General features: G+C 70.8%; 17 protein-coding genes. 9 read left to right on the forward strand and 8 right to left on the reverse strand.

The annotated features are described in order from the left end of the window. Positions 1–27 precede the first annotated feature (27 nt). The 4 genes from radA to ABT158_RS28925 form a co-directional block, all read right to left on the reverse strand. Positions 28–1,434, reverse strand: a complete 1,407-nt coding sequence (gene radA / locus ABT158_RS28910; protein WP_352358610.1) for a DNA repair protein RadA — start codon at positions 1,432–1,434, stop codon at positions 28–30. A 37-nt stretch (positions 1,435–1,471) separates the two neighbouring features. Then, positions 1,472–1,780, reverse strand: a complete 309-nt coding sequence (gene trxA, locus ABT158_RS28915; RefSeq protein ID WP_352358612.1) for a thioredoxin — start codon at positions 1,778–1,780, stop codon at positions 1,472–1,474. Beyond that, entirely contained in the window at positions 1,777–2,151 is a 375-nt protein-coding gene (locus ABT158_RS28920) for a MerR family transcriptional regulator (RefSeq protein ID WP_352358614.1), read from the reverse strand. The genes trxA and ABT158_RS28920 overlap by 4 nt, the downstream gene beginning before the upstream one ends. A gap of 121 nt (positions 2,152–2,272) precedes the next feature. Continuing rightward, positions 2,273–2,971 (reverse strand): class I SAM-dependent methyltransferase, encoded by a 699-nt coding sequence (locus ABT158_RS28925; protein WP_352358616.1) that lies wholly within the window; start codon positions 2,969–2,971, stop codon positions 2,273–2,275. Between the two features lie 115 nt (positions 2,972–3,086). On the opposite strand from ABT158_RS28925, the gene ABT158_RS28930 reads away from it, so the two are divergent. The 7 genes from ABT158_RS28930 to ABT158_RS28960 all read left to right on the forward strand — a co-directional run bounded on the left by ABT158_RS28930 (position 3,087) and on the right by ABT158_RS28960 (position 9,825). Further along, on the forward strand, positions 3,087–3,896 hold the full coding sequence (locus tag ABT158_RS28930) for a sugar phosphate isomerase/epimerase family protein (protein WP_352358618.1): 810 nt from the start codon (positions 3,087–3,089) through the stop codon (positions 3,894–3,896). Further along, a complete protein-coding gene (locus ABT158_RS28935) occupies positions 3,893–4,681 on the forward strand; it encodes a class I SAM-dependent methyltransferase (RefSeq protein ID WP_352358620.1) in 789 nt (262 codons plus the stop codon). The genes ABT158_RS28930 and ABT158_RS28935 overlap by 4 nt, the downstream gene beginning before the upstream one ends. Positions 4,682–4,697: 16 nt before the next feature. Beyond that, positions 4,698–5,282 (forward strand): TetR/AcrR family transcriptional regulator, encoded by a 585-nt coding sequence (locus tag ABT158_RS28940; protein WP_352358622.1) that lies wholly within the window; start codon positions 4,698–4,700, stop codon positions 5,280–5,282. Between the two features lie 126 nt (positions 5,283–5,408). Then, positions 5,409–7,508 carry a (Fe-S)-binding protein gene (locus tag ABT158_RS28945; RefSeq protein WP_352358624.1) on the forward strand — a complete coding sequence of 700 codons (2,100 nt, stop codon included), beginning with the start codon at positions 5,409–5,411 and terminating at the stop codon, positions 7,506–7,508. A 147-nt stretch (positions 7,509–7,655) separates the two neighbouring features. After that, positions 7,656–8,450, forward strand: a complete 795-nt coding sequence (locus tag ABT158_RS28950) for a hypothetical protein (protein WP_352358626.1) — start codon at positions 7,656–7,658, stop codon at positions 8,448–8,450. Next, positions 8,447–9,514, forward strand: coding sequence for a glycosyltransferase (locus ABT158_RS28955; protein WP_352358628.1), 1,068 nt, complete (start codon positions 8,447–8,449; stop codon positions 9,512–9,514). Before ABT158_RS28950 ends, ABT158_RS28955 begins: the two co-directional genes overlap by 4 nt. A 29-nt stretch (positions 9,515–9,543) precedes the next feature. Continuing rightward, positions 9,544–9,825 carry a metal-sensitive transcriptional regulator gene (locus ABT158_RS28960; protein WP_352327377.1) on the forward strand — a complete coding sequence of 94 codons (282 nt, stop codon included), beginning with the start codon at positions 9,544–9,546 and terminating at the stop codon, positions 9,823–9,825. Between the two features lie 119 nt (positions 9,826–9,944). On the opposite strand, the gene ABT158_RS28965 is transcribed toward ABT158_RS28960, so the two are convergent. Continuing rightward, on the reverse strand, positions 9,945–10,106 hold the full coding sequence (locus tag ABT158_RS28965) for a hypothetical protein (RefSeq protein WP_020540796.1): 162 nt from the start codon (positions 10,104–10,106) through the stop codon (positions 9,945–9,947). Between the two features lie 214 nt (positions 10,107–10,320). Next, complete coding sequence (locus tag ABT158_RS28970; RefSeq protein WP_352358850.1) at positions 10,321–11,649, reverse strand: hypothetical protein; 1,329 nt, start codon at positions 11,647–11,649, stop codon at positions 10,321–10,323. Positions 11,650–11,723: 74 nt separating this feature from the next. Here ABT158_RS28970 and ABT158_RS28975 point away from each other — a divergent pair, with 74 nt between their 5' ends. After that, positions 11,724–12,602, forward strand: a complete 879-nt coding sequence (locus tag ABT158_RS28975) for a hypothetical protein (protein ID WP_352358630.1) — start codon at positions 11,724–11,726, stop codon at positions 12,600–12,602. On the opposite strand, the gene ABT158_RS28980 is transcribed toward ABT158_RS28975, so the two are convergent. Continuing rightward, the gene (locus ABT158_RS28980; RefSeq protein WP_352358632.1) at positions 12,574–13,095 is read right to left on the reverse strand and encodes a gamma carbonic anhydrase family protein; all 522 of its coding nucleotides are present in this window, start codon (positions 13,093–13,095) and stop codon (positions 12,574–12,576) included. The two genes, ABT158_RS28975 and ABT158_RS28980, sit on opposite strands and share 29 nt — an antisense overlap. Positions 13,096–13,242: 147 nt before the next feature. Here ABT158_RS28980 and ABT158_RS28985 point away from each other — a divergent pair, with 147 nt between their 5' ends. Continuing rightward, positions 13,243–14,313, forward strand: coding sequence for a hypothetical protein (locus ABT158_RS28985; protein WP_352358634.1), 1,071 nt, complete (start codon positions 13,243–13,245; stop codon positions 14,311–14,313). Between the two features lie 157 nt (positions 14,314–14,470). Here the strand turns inward: ABT158_RS28985 and ABT158_RS28990 are convergent, their stop codons facing one another. Further along, a complete protein-coding gene (locus tag ABT158_RS28990; RefSeq protein ID WP_352358636.1) occupies positions 14,471–14,713 on the reverse strand; it encodes a hypothetical protein in 243 nt (80 codons plus the stop codon). Positions 14,714–14,793: the final 80 nt, after the last annotated feature.

Below are 14,793 nucleotides of genomic sequence, written 5' to 3' on the forward strand. Positions count from 1 at the left end.
CGATTGGTCACGCCCAGCTTAGCCGTGCTATGTGACGTGCGTGAGTGCGTCCCAGACGTTCTCCGCCTGGACGACCTCGAACCCGGGGGCGAACGCCACGGGCCCGACGGGCACCAGAGCCCGCTGCCCGGTGCGCTTCCCGGCGCCCGTCTCCAGGGACCCGGCGGGCACGAGCGCCCGCTTGAACCCCAGCCTGGACGCCTCCGTCAGCCGCCTGCGCACGTCTTTGACCGGGCGCAACTCGCCCGCCAGGCCCACCTCGCCGAGCGCCACCAGACCGGGCGGCAGCGGCTTGTCGCCCGCGGCGCTCGCGACGGCGAGCATGACCGCCAGGTCGACGGCCGGATCGGCCAGCTTGATGCCGCCCACGGTGGCGGTGAACACGTCGCAGCCGCCGAGCCGGGCGTTGAGCCGGCGCTCCAGCACGGCGAGGATCATCTGGACGCGGTAGGTGTCGAGCCCCGAGGACGTGCGCCGCGGCTGCTGGGCCTCGGTGCGGGCCACGAGCGCCTGCACCTCGGCGGGCAGCGGGCGGGTGCCCTCGACGGTGACGGTGACGCAGGTGCCGGCGACCGGCTCGCTGCGCCGCGAGACGAACAGCCCGCTCGGGTCGGTGATGCCCTCGATGCCGCGCTCGTGCAGGTCGAAGCAGCCGACCTCGTCGGTGGGGCCGAATCTGTTCTTGATCGCGCGGACCATGCGCAGCCTGGAGTGGCGGTCGCCCTCGAAGTTGAGCACGACGTCGACCAGGTGTTCGAGGGTGCGGGGGCCGGCGATCGAGCCCTCTTTGGTGACGTGACCCACGAGGACCGTGGCGAGGTTGCGCTCCTTGGCCATGCGCACCAGGTTGGCGGCCACCTCGCGCACCTGGGTCACGCCGCCCGGCACGCCGGTGGTCTGGGCCGAGCCGACCGTCTGGACCGAGTCGACCACCAGCAGGCTGGGCTCGACCTTGTCGACGTGGGTGATCAGCGCCGACAGCTCGGTCTCGGCGGCGAGGTAGAGGTTGTCCTGGATGGCGCCGATGCGGTCGGCCCGCAGGCGCACCTGGGCCGCCGACTCCTCACCCGTCACGTAGAGGACGGTGGTGCGCTCGGCGATGCGGGCCGCGGCCTCCAGCAGCAGCGTGGACTTGCCGATGCCGGGCTCGCCGGCCAGCAGCACCACCGCGCCGGGCACCAGGCCGCCGCCGAGCACCCGGTCGAGCTCGCTCACCCCGGTGGTGCGGGCCGCGGCCACCTCGGCCTTGACCTGGCCGATGGGCAGCGCGGGCCCGGTGGTCGCGCCGCCCTGGACGACGTTGACCCCGGCGCGCGCGCCCTCCTCGTCGACAGTGCCCCACGCCTGGCACTCGCCGCACCTGCCGACCCACTTGCCGGTGCGCCAGCCGCACTCGGCACAGCGGTAACCGGGCTTCTGCGCTGTCTTGGCCATGTCGAGCAGGCTAGCGGCCCGTGCCGACAATCCTCGACTACCGCGTGAGGCCCAGTTCCTGCACCAGCAGGCGCTTGGGCCGGGCGCCGACGATCTGCCTGACGGGCTCGCCGTTCTCGAACAGCAGCAGCGTGGGCAGGCCCATCACGCCGTAGCGGGACATGATCTCGGGGTTCTCGTCGGTGTTGAGCTTGCCGATGGCCAGGCCGTGCTCGGCCTCGATCTCGTCCAGGACGGGGGCCACCATGCGGCACGGCGGGCACCACTCGGCCCAGAAGTCGACCAGCACCGGCTTGTCGCTCTTGAGCACCTGTTTCTCGAAGTTGTCGGTGGTCAAAGTGATCATTTGTCTCCCCTTACGAAACAGCCGGGACACGACTGGGCGAGCTGGGCGGCGACCTCGGCGCGGCGGGCGAGCAGCACCCGGATCTCCTCGTCGATCTGCATGATCTTGCGCTGGTAGACCTCGACGGACTCCCGGCAGGAACCGCCCGAGCTATGGCCCGAGCGCAGGCAGTCGACGAAGGGACGGGTGTCCTCCAGCGTGAAGCCGACCGAGAGCAGCGACCGGATCTCGGCCACCAGCTTGACGTCCTCCTCGGCGTACTCGCGGTAGCCGTTGGGGCCGCGTCTGGCCGAGAGCAGGCCGTGCTGCTCGTAGTAGCGAAGTGAACGGGTGCTCACCCCGGTGCGTTCCGCCAGCTCCCCGATGCGCATGCCCCCACGGTAAACGTTGACGCCGACGTCAAGGTCAAGCCCGCGCGAGGGAGCGGCGGGAGCGGAGCGAGCAGAGCGGCGTATGGCGACCGAGCCCGCCGAACGGGGTGAGGCCGTGAGCTCAGAAGTAGCGCCAGCGCAGTACGTTCGGGTAGAAGAGCTCCAGGCCCGGGGTCTCCGCGACGGCCTGCTCGGCCACCTCGGGGGTGAACTCGATGCGCAGCACGGCCTCCAGGTCGGCCCGGCGCTCGAAGGTCATCGTGAGGTCGAGCGGCCGCCGCTGCCAGCCCTGGCGGACCCAGAACGCCTCCACCTCGCGCGCCGAGTACGTCGGCACCGTGCGGGAGAACCAGCGGCCGAACGAGCCGCGGGTGGCGTCGAGGTCGATGACGAACGCGGCGCCGCCGCGGCGTACGACGCGGGACAGCTCGCGCAGGCCGGGCTCGCAGCCGGGGCCGAAGAAGTAGGCCCAGCGGGCCATGGCCACGTCGACGCTGGCGTCGGGCAGCGGGAGGTCCTGGGCGGCGGCGGCGTGCACCGAGACGTTGGGCAGGTTCGCGCAGCGGCGGCGGGCCAGTCCGGCCAGGTCGCCGTGCGGCTCGACGCCGATCACGGCGGCCGCGTCGGCGGCCAGGACGGGCAGGTGGAAGCCGGTGCCGCAGCCGATGTCGAGCACGGTGGCGCCGGCCCAGGGGCGCAGTTCGCGCATCGCGGCGTCGGCCGCCCCCTCCGGGTCCACGGCGCGGTTCTCCAGCTCGTAGACCTGGGGAGCGTTCCAGATGTTCGGGCTGGGGATCGCGCCTCTGGCTATCCGTGGCATGGCCCCAACCGTAGCGGGGTTTCAGGGAGTGTCTTTGAGGTGGGATGGGGGGTTGGGTAGGGCTATCTGGTGGGGCTCACGCGCCAGAGGCGCTTCTCCGGCTTAGGCTGGCAACGTGGCTGATGTCATCCGCGTGCCCAATGCGAAGATCGCATTGTCCACCGCCTCGGTATATCCAGAACGCACTCCCGACGCGTTCGAACTGGCCGCGCGCCTGGGCTACGACGGTGTCGAGATCATGGTCGGCGCCGATCCGGTGAGCCAGGACATCGACGTGATCGAGCGGCTGTCGGAGCACTATCAGGTGCCCGTCCTGGCGATCCACGCGCCCTGTCTGCTCGTGACGCAGCGGGTGTGGGGCAGAGACCCCTGGGCCAAGCTGGTCAGGGCGCAGAAGGCCGCTGAGCGCCTCGGCGCCTCGACCGTCGTGGTCCACCCGCCGTTCCGCTGGCAGCGCGACTACGCCCGCGACTTCGAGAACGGCCTGGCCCGCATGCGTGACGAGACGAATGTCACGTTCGCGGTCGAGAACATGTTCCCGCTGCGCGCCAGGGGCAACGACGTGGTGCCGTACTCGCCCGACTGGAACCCGATCGACTACGACTTCCCGCAGGTCACCCTCGACCTGTCGCACACCGCGGTGTCCGGCTCCGACGCCATGGAGATGGCCACCAAGCTCGGCGACCGGCTCGCCCACCTCCACCTGGCCGACGGCATGGGCGTGACCAACAAGGACGAGCACCTGGTCCCCGGCAGGGGCAACCAGCCGTGCGCCCAGATGCTGGAACGCCTGGCGAACTCGGGCTACGGCGGCCTGGTGGTGCTGGAGATCAACACCCGCAAGGCGGCCAGCCGCACCGAGCGCGTCGACGACCTGGCCGAGGCGCTGGCCTTCGCCCGCCTGCACCTGGCGGCGTCCCGATGAACGTGGGACCGACCAGGAACGTGGGGCCGACCAGAGACCTCGCGCGGGTCTTCGACAGCGTGGCCGACGCCTACGACGCGGGCCGCCCGACCTATCCCGACGAGATGTACCGCGCGCTCACCGAGGTGACCGGGATCGAGCTCGACGGCGCCACCACGATCGACGTGGGCGCGGGCACGGGCATCCTGACGCACGCGCTGCGGGCCCGCGGCTCCCAGGTGATCGCGGTCGATCCGGGGGCGGAGATGCTGGCCCGGCTGGTCACGCGGATCGACGGCGAGCCGCCGGCGGTCGCCGCGGTGATCGCCGACGGCAACGCGCTGCCGCTGGCCGACGGGGTGGCCGACCTGGTGACGTACGCCCAGTCGTGGCACTGGCTCGACCCCGTCGTCTCGATCGCCGAGGCCAGGCGGGTGCTGCGGCCCGGCGGCGCGATCGTGGGCTGCTGGAACCTGCACCACGCGGCGCAGGCCGAGTGGCTGGCCGCCTACGAGGCGCGGCTGGCCGAGGCGGTGCCCACGTACTGGGGGCCGGCGGTCGAGGAGTGGTCGGTGCCGCCGATCGCCGCGGCCTTCGAGGTGGTCCAGGAGCGCTGGATCCCGTGGACGAGGCTGGTCGGCATCGAGGACTTCCTGCTCGACCTGCGCTCCCACTCGTACATGGCGGCCCTGTCGCCGGACGCGGCCGACGAGCTGGTCGGGCGGCAGCGCGGGGAGCTCAGGAAGGCCTTCCCCGAGGGCGTGCTGTCGGTGCCGATGCGGGTGTACCTGGCGGTGGGCCGGTGACCGGCGGGGCGCGGCCATGAACAACGTACGACGCCGGCCCGGCCGCAGGCCCGGGTCGGCCGACACGCGCGGCGAGATCCTGACGGCGGCGCGGCGGGTGTTCGCCGAGAAGGGCTTCGACAAGGCCACGGTGCGCGGGATCGCGCGGGAGGCCAAGGTCGACCCGGCTCTGGTCCACCACTACTTCGAGACCAAGGAGGGCATGTTCGCGGCGGCCATGCAGCTGCCGATCACCCCCGACGAGGTCATCCCGCTGTTGCTGGACGGCCCGCGCGAGGAGATCGGCGAGCGGCTGGTGCGGATGATCCTGCGGGTGACCGCCGAGCCGGAGACCCGCGAGCCGATGATCGCCCTGATGCGTTCGGCGCTCACGAACGAGCAGGCGGCGGCGATGTTCCGGGAGTTCATCACCAACGCGCTGCTCTTCCAGGTGGCCGACCGCCTTGGTGTTCCGCACCTACGCATCGAGGCGGCTTTTGGCCAGATGTACGGAGTGATCATGGGCCGTCACGTGATCAAATTGGAGCCGCTGGCCAGCGCCGATCCGGAGGAGCTGGTCGAGCTGATCGCCCCGACCATACAGAGGTACTTCACGGCGTAGAGCATTGTTCTGTATAGGGCACTGACCATAGGGTATGGATGTCATCCCGGGAAGTTACTGGCCGGTAAGCTTCCTGGAAACACGTGTCCGTATGCTGGCAGCCATCGTCGTCTGTGGGAGGACCCCGTGCTCTGGGTAGCGATCATCGGGCTGGTCATGACCGTCCTGGCGGTGGCCGTCGCCGGCCGCAGGGTGTTGTTCCTGTTCAGGCTGGCGACCTCCGGGCCACCCGCGCCCGAACGCGTCGAGTACGCCAAGGAGCACGCCGCCGACGAGCTCAAGGCCCAGCTCGTCGAGGTCTTCGGCCAGAAGAAGCTGCTGAAGTGGACGCCGTCCGGCACCGCCCACTTCTTCGTCATGTGGGCGTTCTTCATCCTGCTGACCGTCTACATCGAGGCGTACGGCGCGATCATCCAGGGCGCGATCACCGGTGAGCCCGACTTCCACATCCCGCTCATCGGCACCTGGGGCGTGCTCGGCTTCCTCCAGGACTTCATCGCGGTCGCGTGTCTGCTCGGCCTGGTCGCCTTCGCGATCATCCGGGTCAAGAACTCGCCCAAGACGCTGGGCCGCAAGTCGCGTTTCTCCGGCTCGCACCTCGGCGGCGCCTGGCTCGTCCTGTTCATGATCTTCAACATCATCTGGACGCTGTTCCTGGCCCGCGGCGCCTCGGCGGCCAACGGCAACTTCCCCTACTCCTCCGGCGCGTTCGTCTCCCTGGCGCTCGGCGACGCGCTGCCGGCCAGCCCGCTGCTGGAGGAGATCGCGCTGCTCCTGCACATCGGCTTCATGCTGGTGTTCCTGGTCATCGTGGTGAACTCCAAGCACCTGCACATCTTCACCGCGCCGCTCAACGTGCTGTTCTCCCGGCGTCCCAACGGGCTCGGGGCCGCGTCCGAGCTGCGCGTCGACGGCAAGCTCGTCGACTTCGAGGACGAGGAGCTCGACGCCGAGCGCCTGGGCCGCGGCAAGATCGGCGACACCACCTGGAAGGGCTTCCTCGACTTCTACTCCTGCACCGAGTGCGGCCGCTGCCAGTCGCAGTGTCCGGCCTGGAACACCGACAAGCCGCTCTCGCCGAAGATGCTCATCCTCGACCAGCGCGACCACGCCTTCAAGGTGGCCCCGTACCTGATGGCCGCGAGCACCGAGCACGCCGACACCGACGTGCTCGCGCTGCTGGAGAAGCCGCTCGTCGGCGAGGACGGCGTCATCCACCCCGACGTGCTGTGGTCGTGCACCAACTGCGGCGCCTGCGTCGAGCAGTGCCCGGTGGACATCGAGCACATCGACCACATCCTCGACATGCGCCGCTACCAGGTCATGGTGGAGTCGTCGTTCCCGTCCGAGGCGGGGGTGATGGTGAAGAACCTGGAGAACAAGGGCAACCCGTGGGGCATGTCCGAGATGAAGCGGGCCGACTGGATCGAGGAGCTCGACTTCGAGGTCGAGCTGGTCGAGGAGAAGATGCCCGAGGACGCCGAGTACCTGTTCTGGGTGGGCTGCGCGGGCGCCCTGGAGGACCGCGCCAAGAAGACCACCAAGGCGGTCGCCGAGCTGCTGCACATCGCGGGCGTGAAGTTCGCGGTGCTCGGCCCGATGGAGGCGTGCACCGGTGACCCGGCCCGCCGCCTGGGCATGGAGTACCTGTTCAACATGCTCGCCCAGCAGAACATCGAGACGCTGAACGAGGCCGGCGTCAAGAAGATCGTCGCGACCTGCCCCCACTGCTTCAACACGCTGGCCAACGAATACCCGCAGCTCGGCGGCACCTACGAGGTCGTGCACCACACGCAGCTGCTGTCGAAGCTGGTGGACGAGGGCCTGCTCACCCCGGTCACGCCGATCGAGGAGAAGATCACCTACCACGACCCGTGCTTCCTCGGCCGCCACAACAAGGTCTACTCCCAGCCCCGCGACATCATGTCGAAGGTGCCCGGCGTGCAGACCCAGGAGATGCACCGCCACAAGGACCGCGGCTTCTGCTGCGGCGCGGGCGGCGCGCGCATGTGGATGGAGGAGCGCATCGGCAAGCGCATCAACACCGAGCGGGTCGACGAGGCGCTCACCACGAATCCCGACACCGTCTCGACCGCGTGCCCGTTCTGCATGGTGATGCTCGGCGACGCGATCAACGAGAAGAAGAACAACGGCGAGGCCAAGGAATCGCTGGAAGTCGTGGACGTCGCGCAGCTGTTGATCAAATCGGTCAAGGGCGCTTCCTGACCACGGAAAGTCGGACTCCTCTACAGAGCCTGTAGAGGAGTTCCGCACGTCACGGGCCTACTCGCTGGAAATCTCCCATCCACATAACGGGAAAATCACGGTAACCTCAACGTCGCATGGCCTTATTCGACGGGGAGGGGGCTAGTGATGCGCGTCGTGGTCACGGACGCCGAAGTCACCCTGGCCGACGTGCTCTCCCTGCGACTCGCCATCGATGAGCCCCTGCGTGACGGCACCGAGCTCGTGCTGCGCCATCGCGCCACGGGGGTCGAGCGCGACGTGCGCCTGGGCCGCACCGGAAGCCGGACGCGGGAGGCCACGCTGGCCGTCTCGCTGGCGCCGCTGGAGCTGACCGCCGGCCGCTGGGACGCCTACCTGCGGCACGAGGGCAGCCGCAGCAGGCTGCGCAGCGTCGACCCGGGGTTCTCGCTCGACCACCTCGACGCGTACGCGCTGTGCCGGCGGACGCTGGCCTACCGGTCGTACCGGACGCGGAACGGGTTTCTGGCCCTGAAGATAGCCGACGCCGCGCCGGTGGCCGAGGTGCGGGCGATCTGGTTCAGGGAGGGCCGGTTCGAGGTGACGGGGCTGCTGGCGTACACCGGGCTGGAGGACGACGACGCGCGCCGCGAGGCCACGCTCACCCTCGACCGCAGGACGACCAGGGAACGGGTGTCGGCCAACGCCACCGTCCAGGGGGTGCGCTTCCACGCGGCGGTGTCGCTGGTGAACGTGGTCGAGGCCGACCCCGACACGGCCGGCACCTGGGAGCCCGCGCTGGAGGTCGAGGGCGTGCCCACGCCGCTGCGGCTGGGCGCCTGGCTCGACGACGTCGACGGCAAACGAAGACGGCTGCACTATCCCTCGGCCGAGATCGACGGCGTGCCCGTCCGGCCCTGTTACACCGCCGACGACGAGCTGCGCATCGAGGTGGGCGGATGAAGGTCAGCCTGGTCCTCGCCTCGGCGTACGGCATGCGCGGCGACGTGCGCGCGACGCTCAACCTCGCCACCGCCCTGTCCGAGCGGCACGAGGTCGAGGTCATCAGCGTCCGGCGGCAGAAGGAGAAGCCGTTCTTCCCCATCGGCTCCAAGGTGGCCATGCGCAGCCTGGTCGACGCCCGTCCGGGGGTGCGCCACCTGCTGCCGCGCGGCCAGATGCGCACCGAGATGGCGCTCTGGCGGCTGCTGCGCGGGCTCAGGTCCGACGTGCTGATCACCACCAGGCCGGGCATCGGCGTCCAGGTGGCGCGGCATGCTCCACGTGAAACCCTCAAGATCGCCAGAGAGTGGGGGCGGCCCGCCGTCCCCGGGCCGGTGCAGCGGCTCTACCCGCGCCTCGACGCGGTCGTGACGGCCACGGAGTCGGCCCAGGAGGAGTGGGGCAGGCTGCTCGGCGACGGGTCCGCCGTCCACTCCGTGCCGGACGCGCTGCCGGGCGGCCCGTGGCCGCGCTCGCGGATGGACAACCGGATCGTGGCGGCCGGGGGCCGGTGGGTGTCGGTCAAGGCGTACGACCGGCTGATCAGGGCGTTCGCGATCGTGGCGGACAAGCGTCCCGACTGGCGGCTGCGGCTCTACGGCGGCGGCCCCGAGGAGCGGCGGCTGCGGTCGCTGGTGAGCGAGCTCAACCTGCACAACCACGTCTACTTCATGGGCGTCACGCCCGACCTGGCGGGGGAGTTCGCCAAGGCGTCGATCGTGGCCAACCCCTCCCGCAGCGAGGACCTGGGCATGACCGTGCTGGAGGCCATGGGCTGCGGGGTGCCGGTGGTGGCCTTCGAGGGCGCCAGGGGCCCCAGGGAGTTCGTGGCGACCGGCTACAACGGCGTGCTGGTGCCCGAGAGCGAGAGCGAGGCGCAGCACTTCGCGGGCGCGCTGCTCGCGCTCATCGACGACGAACGCCGCCGGCGCTCGCTCGCGGCGGGCGCCCTCGACACCGCCGTCCGCCATTCGGCCGAAGAAGTCGCCGAACAGTGGGAGAAGCTGCTGTCAGATCTCCGCTAGCTCATACGGGTTACGGGTACCGTAGAAGCATGCATGGGTACAGCGGAGACAAGCAGGCATATCTGACGCGCCTCCGGCGAATCGAGGGCCAGATCAGGGGCCTGCAGCGCATGGTCGACGACGATGCCTACTGCATCGACGTGCTCACCCAGGTCTCCGCGGCCACGCGGGCCCTTCAGGCCGTGGCGCTCGGGCTGCTGGAGGAGCACATCTCCCACTGCGTCGCCGACGCGATCAACACGGGCGGCCCGGAGGCCGAGGCGAAGGTGAAGGAGGCGTCGGCCGCCATCGCCCGCCTGGTCAAGTCGTAGGGGGTCGCCTCCTCCATACGTAGGAGAGGCGCACCCTCGATTGACTAGTTACCTGTAATAGCCGGGAACCACTGTCCCGGACCCCACAGGAGCCCGGGACAGGTAATTTTCGATGGTCTTCAGCGACTCGCCGAAGTCCGCAATCCGAGCGCGTCGTCGAGTTCGTCCAAGGTCAGCCGCCGCTCGCTGACAGCCACGGCAGTGAGCACCTCGGCGTAGAGCGCAATCTCGTCCAACGCGACACGGTCGTGGACCCGAGAGTCCAGGTCGTCGTGCCCCACCGCGTCGTCCTTCCTTCCGCAGCCCACACCCTCTACGAGGTTACGGCGGGGGACCTTCTCGCGACATGGCCCATCGGAGTCATTCCTTTCGGTGTCACGGGGGCCCCACAGGGATCATTTCCCGAGGCCGAGATCACAATTCAGCGAATTGCCCGGTCACTGAAGTGATAGAGGGATATAGGCGGAGTAAGGGTGAAATAACGGTAATAGTGCGTTACGGGTGACCGATGTGGTGGTCGTCCCGTTCGTGGATCAGCTCACGGACCAGCGCGCTCTGGCCGGCCAGGCCGTGCTGCGGCACCTTGGCGCCGGTCAGCCGGCCCCACGCCAGGCACGTGGCGTACGCGGCGCCCAGCACGGCCGCCTTGCTCTCCCGGTCGGGCGGCGTCACCACCGCCGCCTGCGGCGCGGGCGCACCGCCCGGACGCACGGCGAAGCCCTCCGGCTCGGTGCGCTCGGCCGCCGACGTGCCCGTCAGCCCGGCACGCTCCAACTCCACGTACGCCCGCCGCAACCGGTGGTTCAGCCGCTCGGGCAACATCCTCCTGGAGTCCGACAGGTCGGCCAGGTACGCCGCCGCCGCCCCGGACGCGTCCTCGACGAAGCCCAGCGCCTCGACCAGGTCGTACACCGAGTGGGCGAAGTACGCGCCGGGATAGGTCTCCGGCAGCAGGGCCAGGGCCAGCCGCGGCGGGCAGCGGTCGAGCCAGGCCCGGCGCACGGCGTCGTCGCCCCGCGCGGCCGTGGCGTCGTCGCGGCCGGGCCGGCGCAGCACCGGCTCCACCATCGTGAGCAGCGCCAGCGCCCGCGGCCTGAACCGGATGTCCGACAGCAGCACCTGGGCGGTGTCGGCGATCAGCGCGGCCAGCCGCAGCGCGGCCCGCGGACGGCCGGCGCGGGTGCGCTCGGACACCAGCGTGACCAGGTCGAGCAGCGGCGGGGCGGGCAGCCAGCGCACCCATTCGTCGCCGGGCAGCGAGCGGCGCAGGTACTCGCCGAACAGGGTGATCAGGCGCTCGTTGCCGTCGAAGGCCGGCGCGTACGCGCACCACATGACCGTCCCCCAGACGGCGGCGACCGTGCTCGGCACGTCGGCGGCGAAGATCTCCCCGAAGGCGGTCAGCGGGTAGTCCAGCTCCGACTTGCGCCCGGCGCCACGGACGATCTCCGCGATCTGCTCGGTCACCACCGGCAGCACGTCGGGCCCGATGAACGCCTGGGTCGAGCCGGGCTCGGCGGCGAAGTCAGGCCCGGTGGGCACCACCTGGTCCGGCAGCGCGGCCGTGGCGTGCCCCACCTTGCGCGCCCGTTCGCCCCTGGGCGGCGGCGCGGGGTGCCAGCGGCCGTCGCCGGGGTCGTGCAGGTGCCAGCGCGCGTACGCGCCGTAGAGCCAGCGGTCGCCGTCCTGGGTCACCAGGACCCTGGCCGCCAGGACGTGCGCGCGGTCGGGCACGGACAGGCCCTGCCAGCGCGGGTCCGCGACCATCGCGCGGACCTCCGCCTCTGCCGAGGTGAACGCATCCCAGGGGCGCACGGCCGTCATCGTACTGGGCCGCCCGACGTCACCCGTCGGCATTTCACGGCAGAATGTCCGCTATGAGGGCAAAGGTGGCAGGGGTGTTGGCAGTGGCGGGTGTGGTGAGCGGCTGCGGGACCGCCGCGGCGCCGCCCACTCCCACCGGACCCGGCGTGCTCACCGTCCAGAACGCCCAGGCGCCCGCGCCCGGCGGCGAGGTCGGATCGGCCTCCAGCGAGTTCGCCGACGCCGCGGAGCTGGCCGTGTGGAGCAAGCTGAGCGACACCGAGAAGGACGTCGACAGGATCGCCAAGCTCGACGTGAACAAGACCGCCAAGGGCGCGCTCTACCTGGAGCCGAAGACCTCCACCTGGTACGACGCCTTCCGCGGCCCCTTCGTCTACCAGGAGCTGGCCGGGGACATCGTCATGCACGCCCGGGTCAAGGTCACCGGCAAGAAGGGCGGCAGGCCCGCGCGCAAGTTCTCGCTCGGCGGGCTCATGGCCCGCCAGCCCGGCACGTACGACAAGCCCGTGTGGATGTCCGTCACCACCGGCACCGCCGACGCGGCCGGGCAGGTCGAGGCCAAGTTCACCCAGGACGGCAGCTCCAAGCCGCTGGAGGTGGCGGTCAAGGACGGCTGGGTGGACCTCGTCCTGGCCAGGCTGGGCCGGGTCGCCGTCGCGCTCTACAAGGAGGACGGCGGCGCCTGGAAGGTCGCCAGACGCTGGCCCTCGAACCTCCCCGAGGTGCTGCAATGGGGTGTCACCGCCTACACCGACTGGGACAGCTACGGCCCGCTGAAGAAGGACGCCGCCAAGGCCAACGCCAAGCAGATCAAGGGTGTCCCCGACCTCAAGCTGACCGTCGACTTCGTCCGCTTCCTCCGCCCGGAGCTGCCGGACTACGCCGACCCGCTCAACACCGCCTCGGTGTCGGACCAGGTCCTGATCAAACTGCTGACGCCTGCCGGTGCCTGACCGCCTTGGCCATGTAGTTGTCCGGCGTGCGGGCGAAGGAGGCCCGGTCGTCGTCGGTGAGCTCACGCACGATCCTGCCGGGCACGCCGGCGACCAGCACCCCGGACGGGATCTTCTTGCCCGGCCCGACCAGCGCTCCCGCGGCGACCAGCGTGCCCGCGCCCACCCGGGCGCCGCCGAGCACGATCGCGCCGATGCCGACCAGCGCGCCGGTCTCGACGTGCGCGCCGTGGACCATGGCCTTGTGGCCCAGGCTGACCCGGTCCTCCAGGATCGCGGGCTGGCCGGCGTCGGCGTGCAGGCAGCACAGATCCTGTACGTTGCACTCCTCGCCGATCTCGATCCGCTCGTCGTCACCTCGGAGAACGGAGCCGTACCAGATGCTGGACATCCGGCCCACCCGTACGCTCCCGACCACGACGGCGCCGGGCGCGATGTACGCCTCCGGGTGGATGTCCGGCACTGCCCCGTCGTCCAACGCTGCTATGTACATTCGTCCAATCGTAATTCCCGCCCCAGGTGTGGCGTTCCGGTTGCGGACGTGGGCAGATGGCAGGAAAGTCGTTTCCTGACGTCTCGTCGTCAGACCCTCACAACCCGCAGTTTTCCCCCGCCTCACGCAAACCCTTAGGTAACCCCCATGACAAACCAGCACGAGAGCATTCCCGATCTGATGCAAGAGGACACCTTCGAAGTCGTGATGCGCGGCTACAACCGCCGTCAGGTGCACGACTACATGATCCGTACCCGGAACCAGATCCGGGATCTGGAAGAGCGGCTGGCACGGGCGATCGACCAGGCGGAGCAGGGCCGGGTCGAGCTGGCGGAGGCCAGGCGGCGGATGGTCGAGGCGCCCCAGAGCTACGAGGACCTCAGCCCGCGGCTCGCGCAGATCCTCAAGCTGGGCGAGGAGGAGGCCGCGGCCAAGCGCGCCGACGCGGAGGCCGAGGCGACCGCCGTGCGGGAGAGCGCCAGGGCCGAGGCCGAGCGGCTGGTGACGACGTCGCGCGAGACGTCCGACAAGATGCTGACCTCGGCGCAGGCGGAGGCCGAGCGGCGGGTGGCCGAGGCCACGCAGGCGGCCGAGCGCATGCTGGCCCAGGCGGGCGCGGACGCCGAGGAGCAGCTCGGGTCGGCCCGCAGCGAGGCCGAGAGCCTGCTGCGCGACGCGCACGCCGAGGCCGAGCGGGTGCTCGGCGGGGCGCAGGCCGAGGCGGAGCGCATGATGGCGGCCGCCCACGCGCAGGCCGAGCAGCTGGTGTCGGGGGCGCACGCGGAGGCCGAGTCGATGCTGGCGGCGGCGCGTCAGCGCACGGCCTCGCTCGACGAGCACGCCGGGCGCCGGGTGGAGTACCTGACCAACACCCACACCGAGGTCGTGCGGCGGCTGACCGAGATCGGCTCGGTGCTCGGCGACCTGATGCGCACCGAGGCGGCGGCCGGGCAGCTCGTGCCGGAGTCGGCGCTGCCGCCCGCGCCGGTCGCCGCCCAGCAGCCGGTGGCCGCTCAGCAGCCGGTGGCCGTCCCGGCGCCCGCGCCGGAGCCCGCCATCGAGGCCGCGCCCGCCCCGCCGCACGCCGATGAGGACGCGACGCAGCGCTTCACGCAGGATGACGTGCGGGTCATCGTCGAGGACGAGGAGAAGCCGAGGGAGAGCGTCTCCGACGACACCGACGTGCACATCCTGCGGCTGGGCGAGTACCACAGCTAGAGGGTGAAGGGGCGGGGAGCGGAAGCCCCCGCCCCCGATAGGGTCGGAGACTTCCGCGTTCGTGGCCCCGTTGGGGGCCCGGTGCCGGGGCCGCCGAGACGCTGGACCCGGCACCGGGCTGCTCGCGTGCGAGCCGCGGAACGCTCCACGGCCCGCGTCAGGGAGGAGCGGGGCCGGCCCACCAGCGGGGCTGCCGGCCGGTCCGTTCCTCCTGGTCCCGGAGCTGGTCGCGCAGGCCGTCCGGGTCGTCCGCGTCGATGGTCATCGCACCTCCGGCCGCGCGCTGCGCCGCGTCGAGCGGATGGTGCCGCGTGGCCCACCAGCGGCCCGCGTCGCTCCGCCAGATGGTCCACCTGGGGTACTCCCGGGCGATCTCGGCAAGATGCCGGTCAACGGACATCCGCGCACCTCTCCCGGGCCCCAGGCGAAGGTTCCATCTCCTGAACGGTTCCATCTCCTTAGAAGATGAGGGACCTCTCT

Origin of the sequence: Nonomuraea sp. NPDC001636 (genome assembly GCF_040298265.1) — a bacterium.
Taxonomy (GTDB): Bacteria; Actinomycetota; Actinomycetes; order Streptosporangiales; family Streptosporangiaceae; genus Nonomuraea.

What these genes read in the sequence shown, in the direction of transcription:
- ABT158_RS28985 (WP_352358634.1), top strand. Translation starts at nt 13,243, where the DNA reads ATGACAAACCAGCACGAGAGCATTCCCGATCTGATGCAAGAGGACACC.
- radA (WP_352358610.1), bottom strand. Translation starts at nt 1,434, where the DNA reads ATGGCCAAGACAGCGCAGAAGCCCGGTTACCGCTGTGCCGAGTGCGGC.
- ABT158_RS28935 (WP_352358620.1), top strand. Translation starts at nt 3,893, where the DNA reads ATGAACGTGGGACCGACCAGGAACGTGGGGCCGACCAGAGACCTCGCG.
- ABT158_RS28955 (WP_352358628.1), top strand. Translation starts at nt 8,447, where the DNA reads ATGAAGGTCAGCCTGGTCCTCGCCTCGGCGTACGGCATGCGCGGCGAC.
- ABT158_RS28990 (WP_352358636.1), bottom strand. Translation starts at nt 14,713, where the DNA reads ATGTCCGTTGACCGGCATCTTGCCGAGATCGCCCGGGAGTACCCCAGG.
- trxA (WP_352358612.1), bottom strand. Translation starts at nt 1,780, where the DNA reads ATGATCACTTTGACCACCGACAACTTCGAGAAACAGGTGCTCAAGAGC.
- ABT158_RS28960 (WP_352327377.1), top strand. Translation starts at nt 9,544, where the DNA reads ATGCATGGGTACAGCGGAGACAAGCAGGCATATCTGACGCGCCTCCGG.
- ABT158_RS28950 (WP_352358626.1), top strand. Translation starts at nt 7,656, where the DNA reads ATGCGCGTCGTGGTCACGGACGCCGAAGTCACCCTGGCCGACGTGCTC.
- ABT158_RS28970 (WP_352358850.1), bottom strand. Translation starts at nt 11,649, where the DNA reads ATGACGGCCGTGCGCCCCTGGGATGCGTTCACCTCGGCAGAGGCGGAG.
- ABT158_RS28925 (WP_352358616.1), bottom strand. Translation starts at nt 2,971, where the DNA reads ATGCCACGGATAGCCAGAGGCGCGATCCCCAGCCCGAACATCTGGAAC.
- ABT158_RS28940 (WP_352358622.1), top strand. Translation starts at nt 4,698, where the DNA reads ATGAACAACGTACGACGCCGGCCCGGCCGCAGGCCCGGGTCGGCCGAC.
- ABT158_RS28980 (WP_352358632.1), bottom strand. Translation starts at nt 13,095, where the DNA reads ATGTACATAGCAGCGTTGGACGACGGGGCAGTGCCGGACATCCACCCG.
- ABT158_RS28920 (WP_352358614.1), bottom strand. Translation starts at nt 2,151, where the DNA reads ATGCGCATCGGGGAGCTGGCGGAACGCACCGGGGTGAGCACCCGTTCA.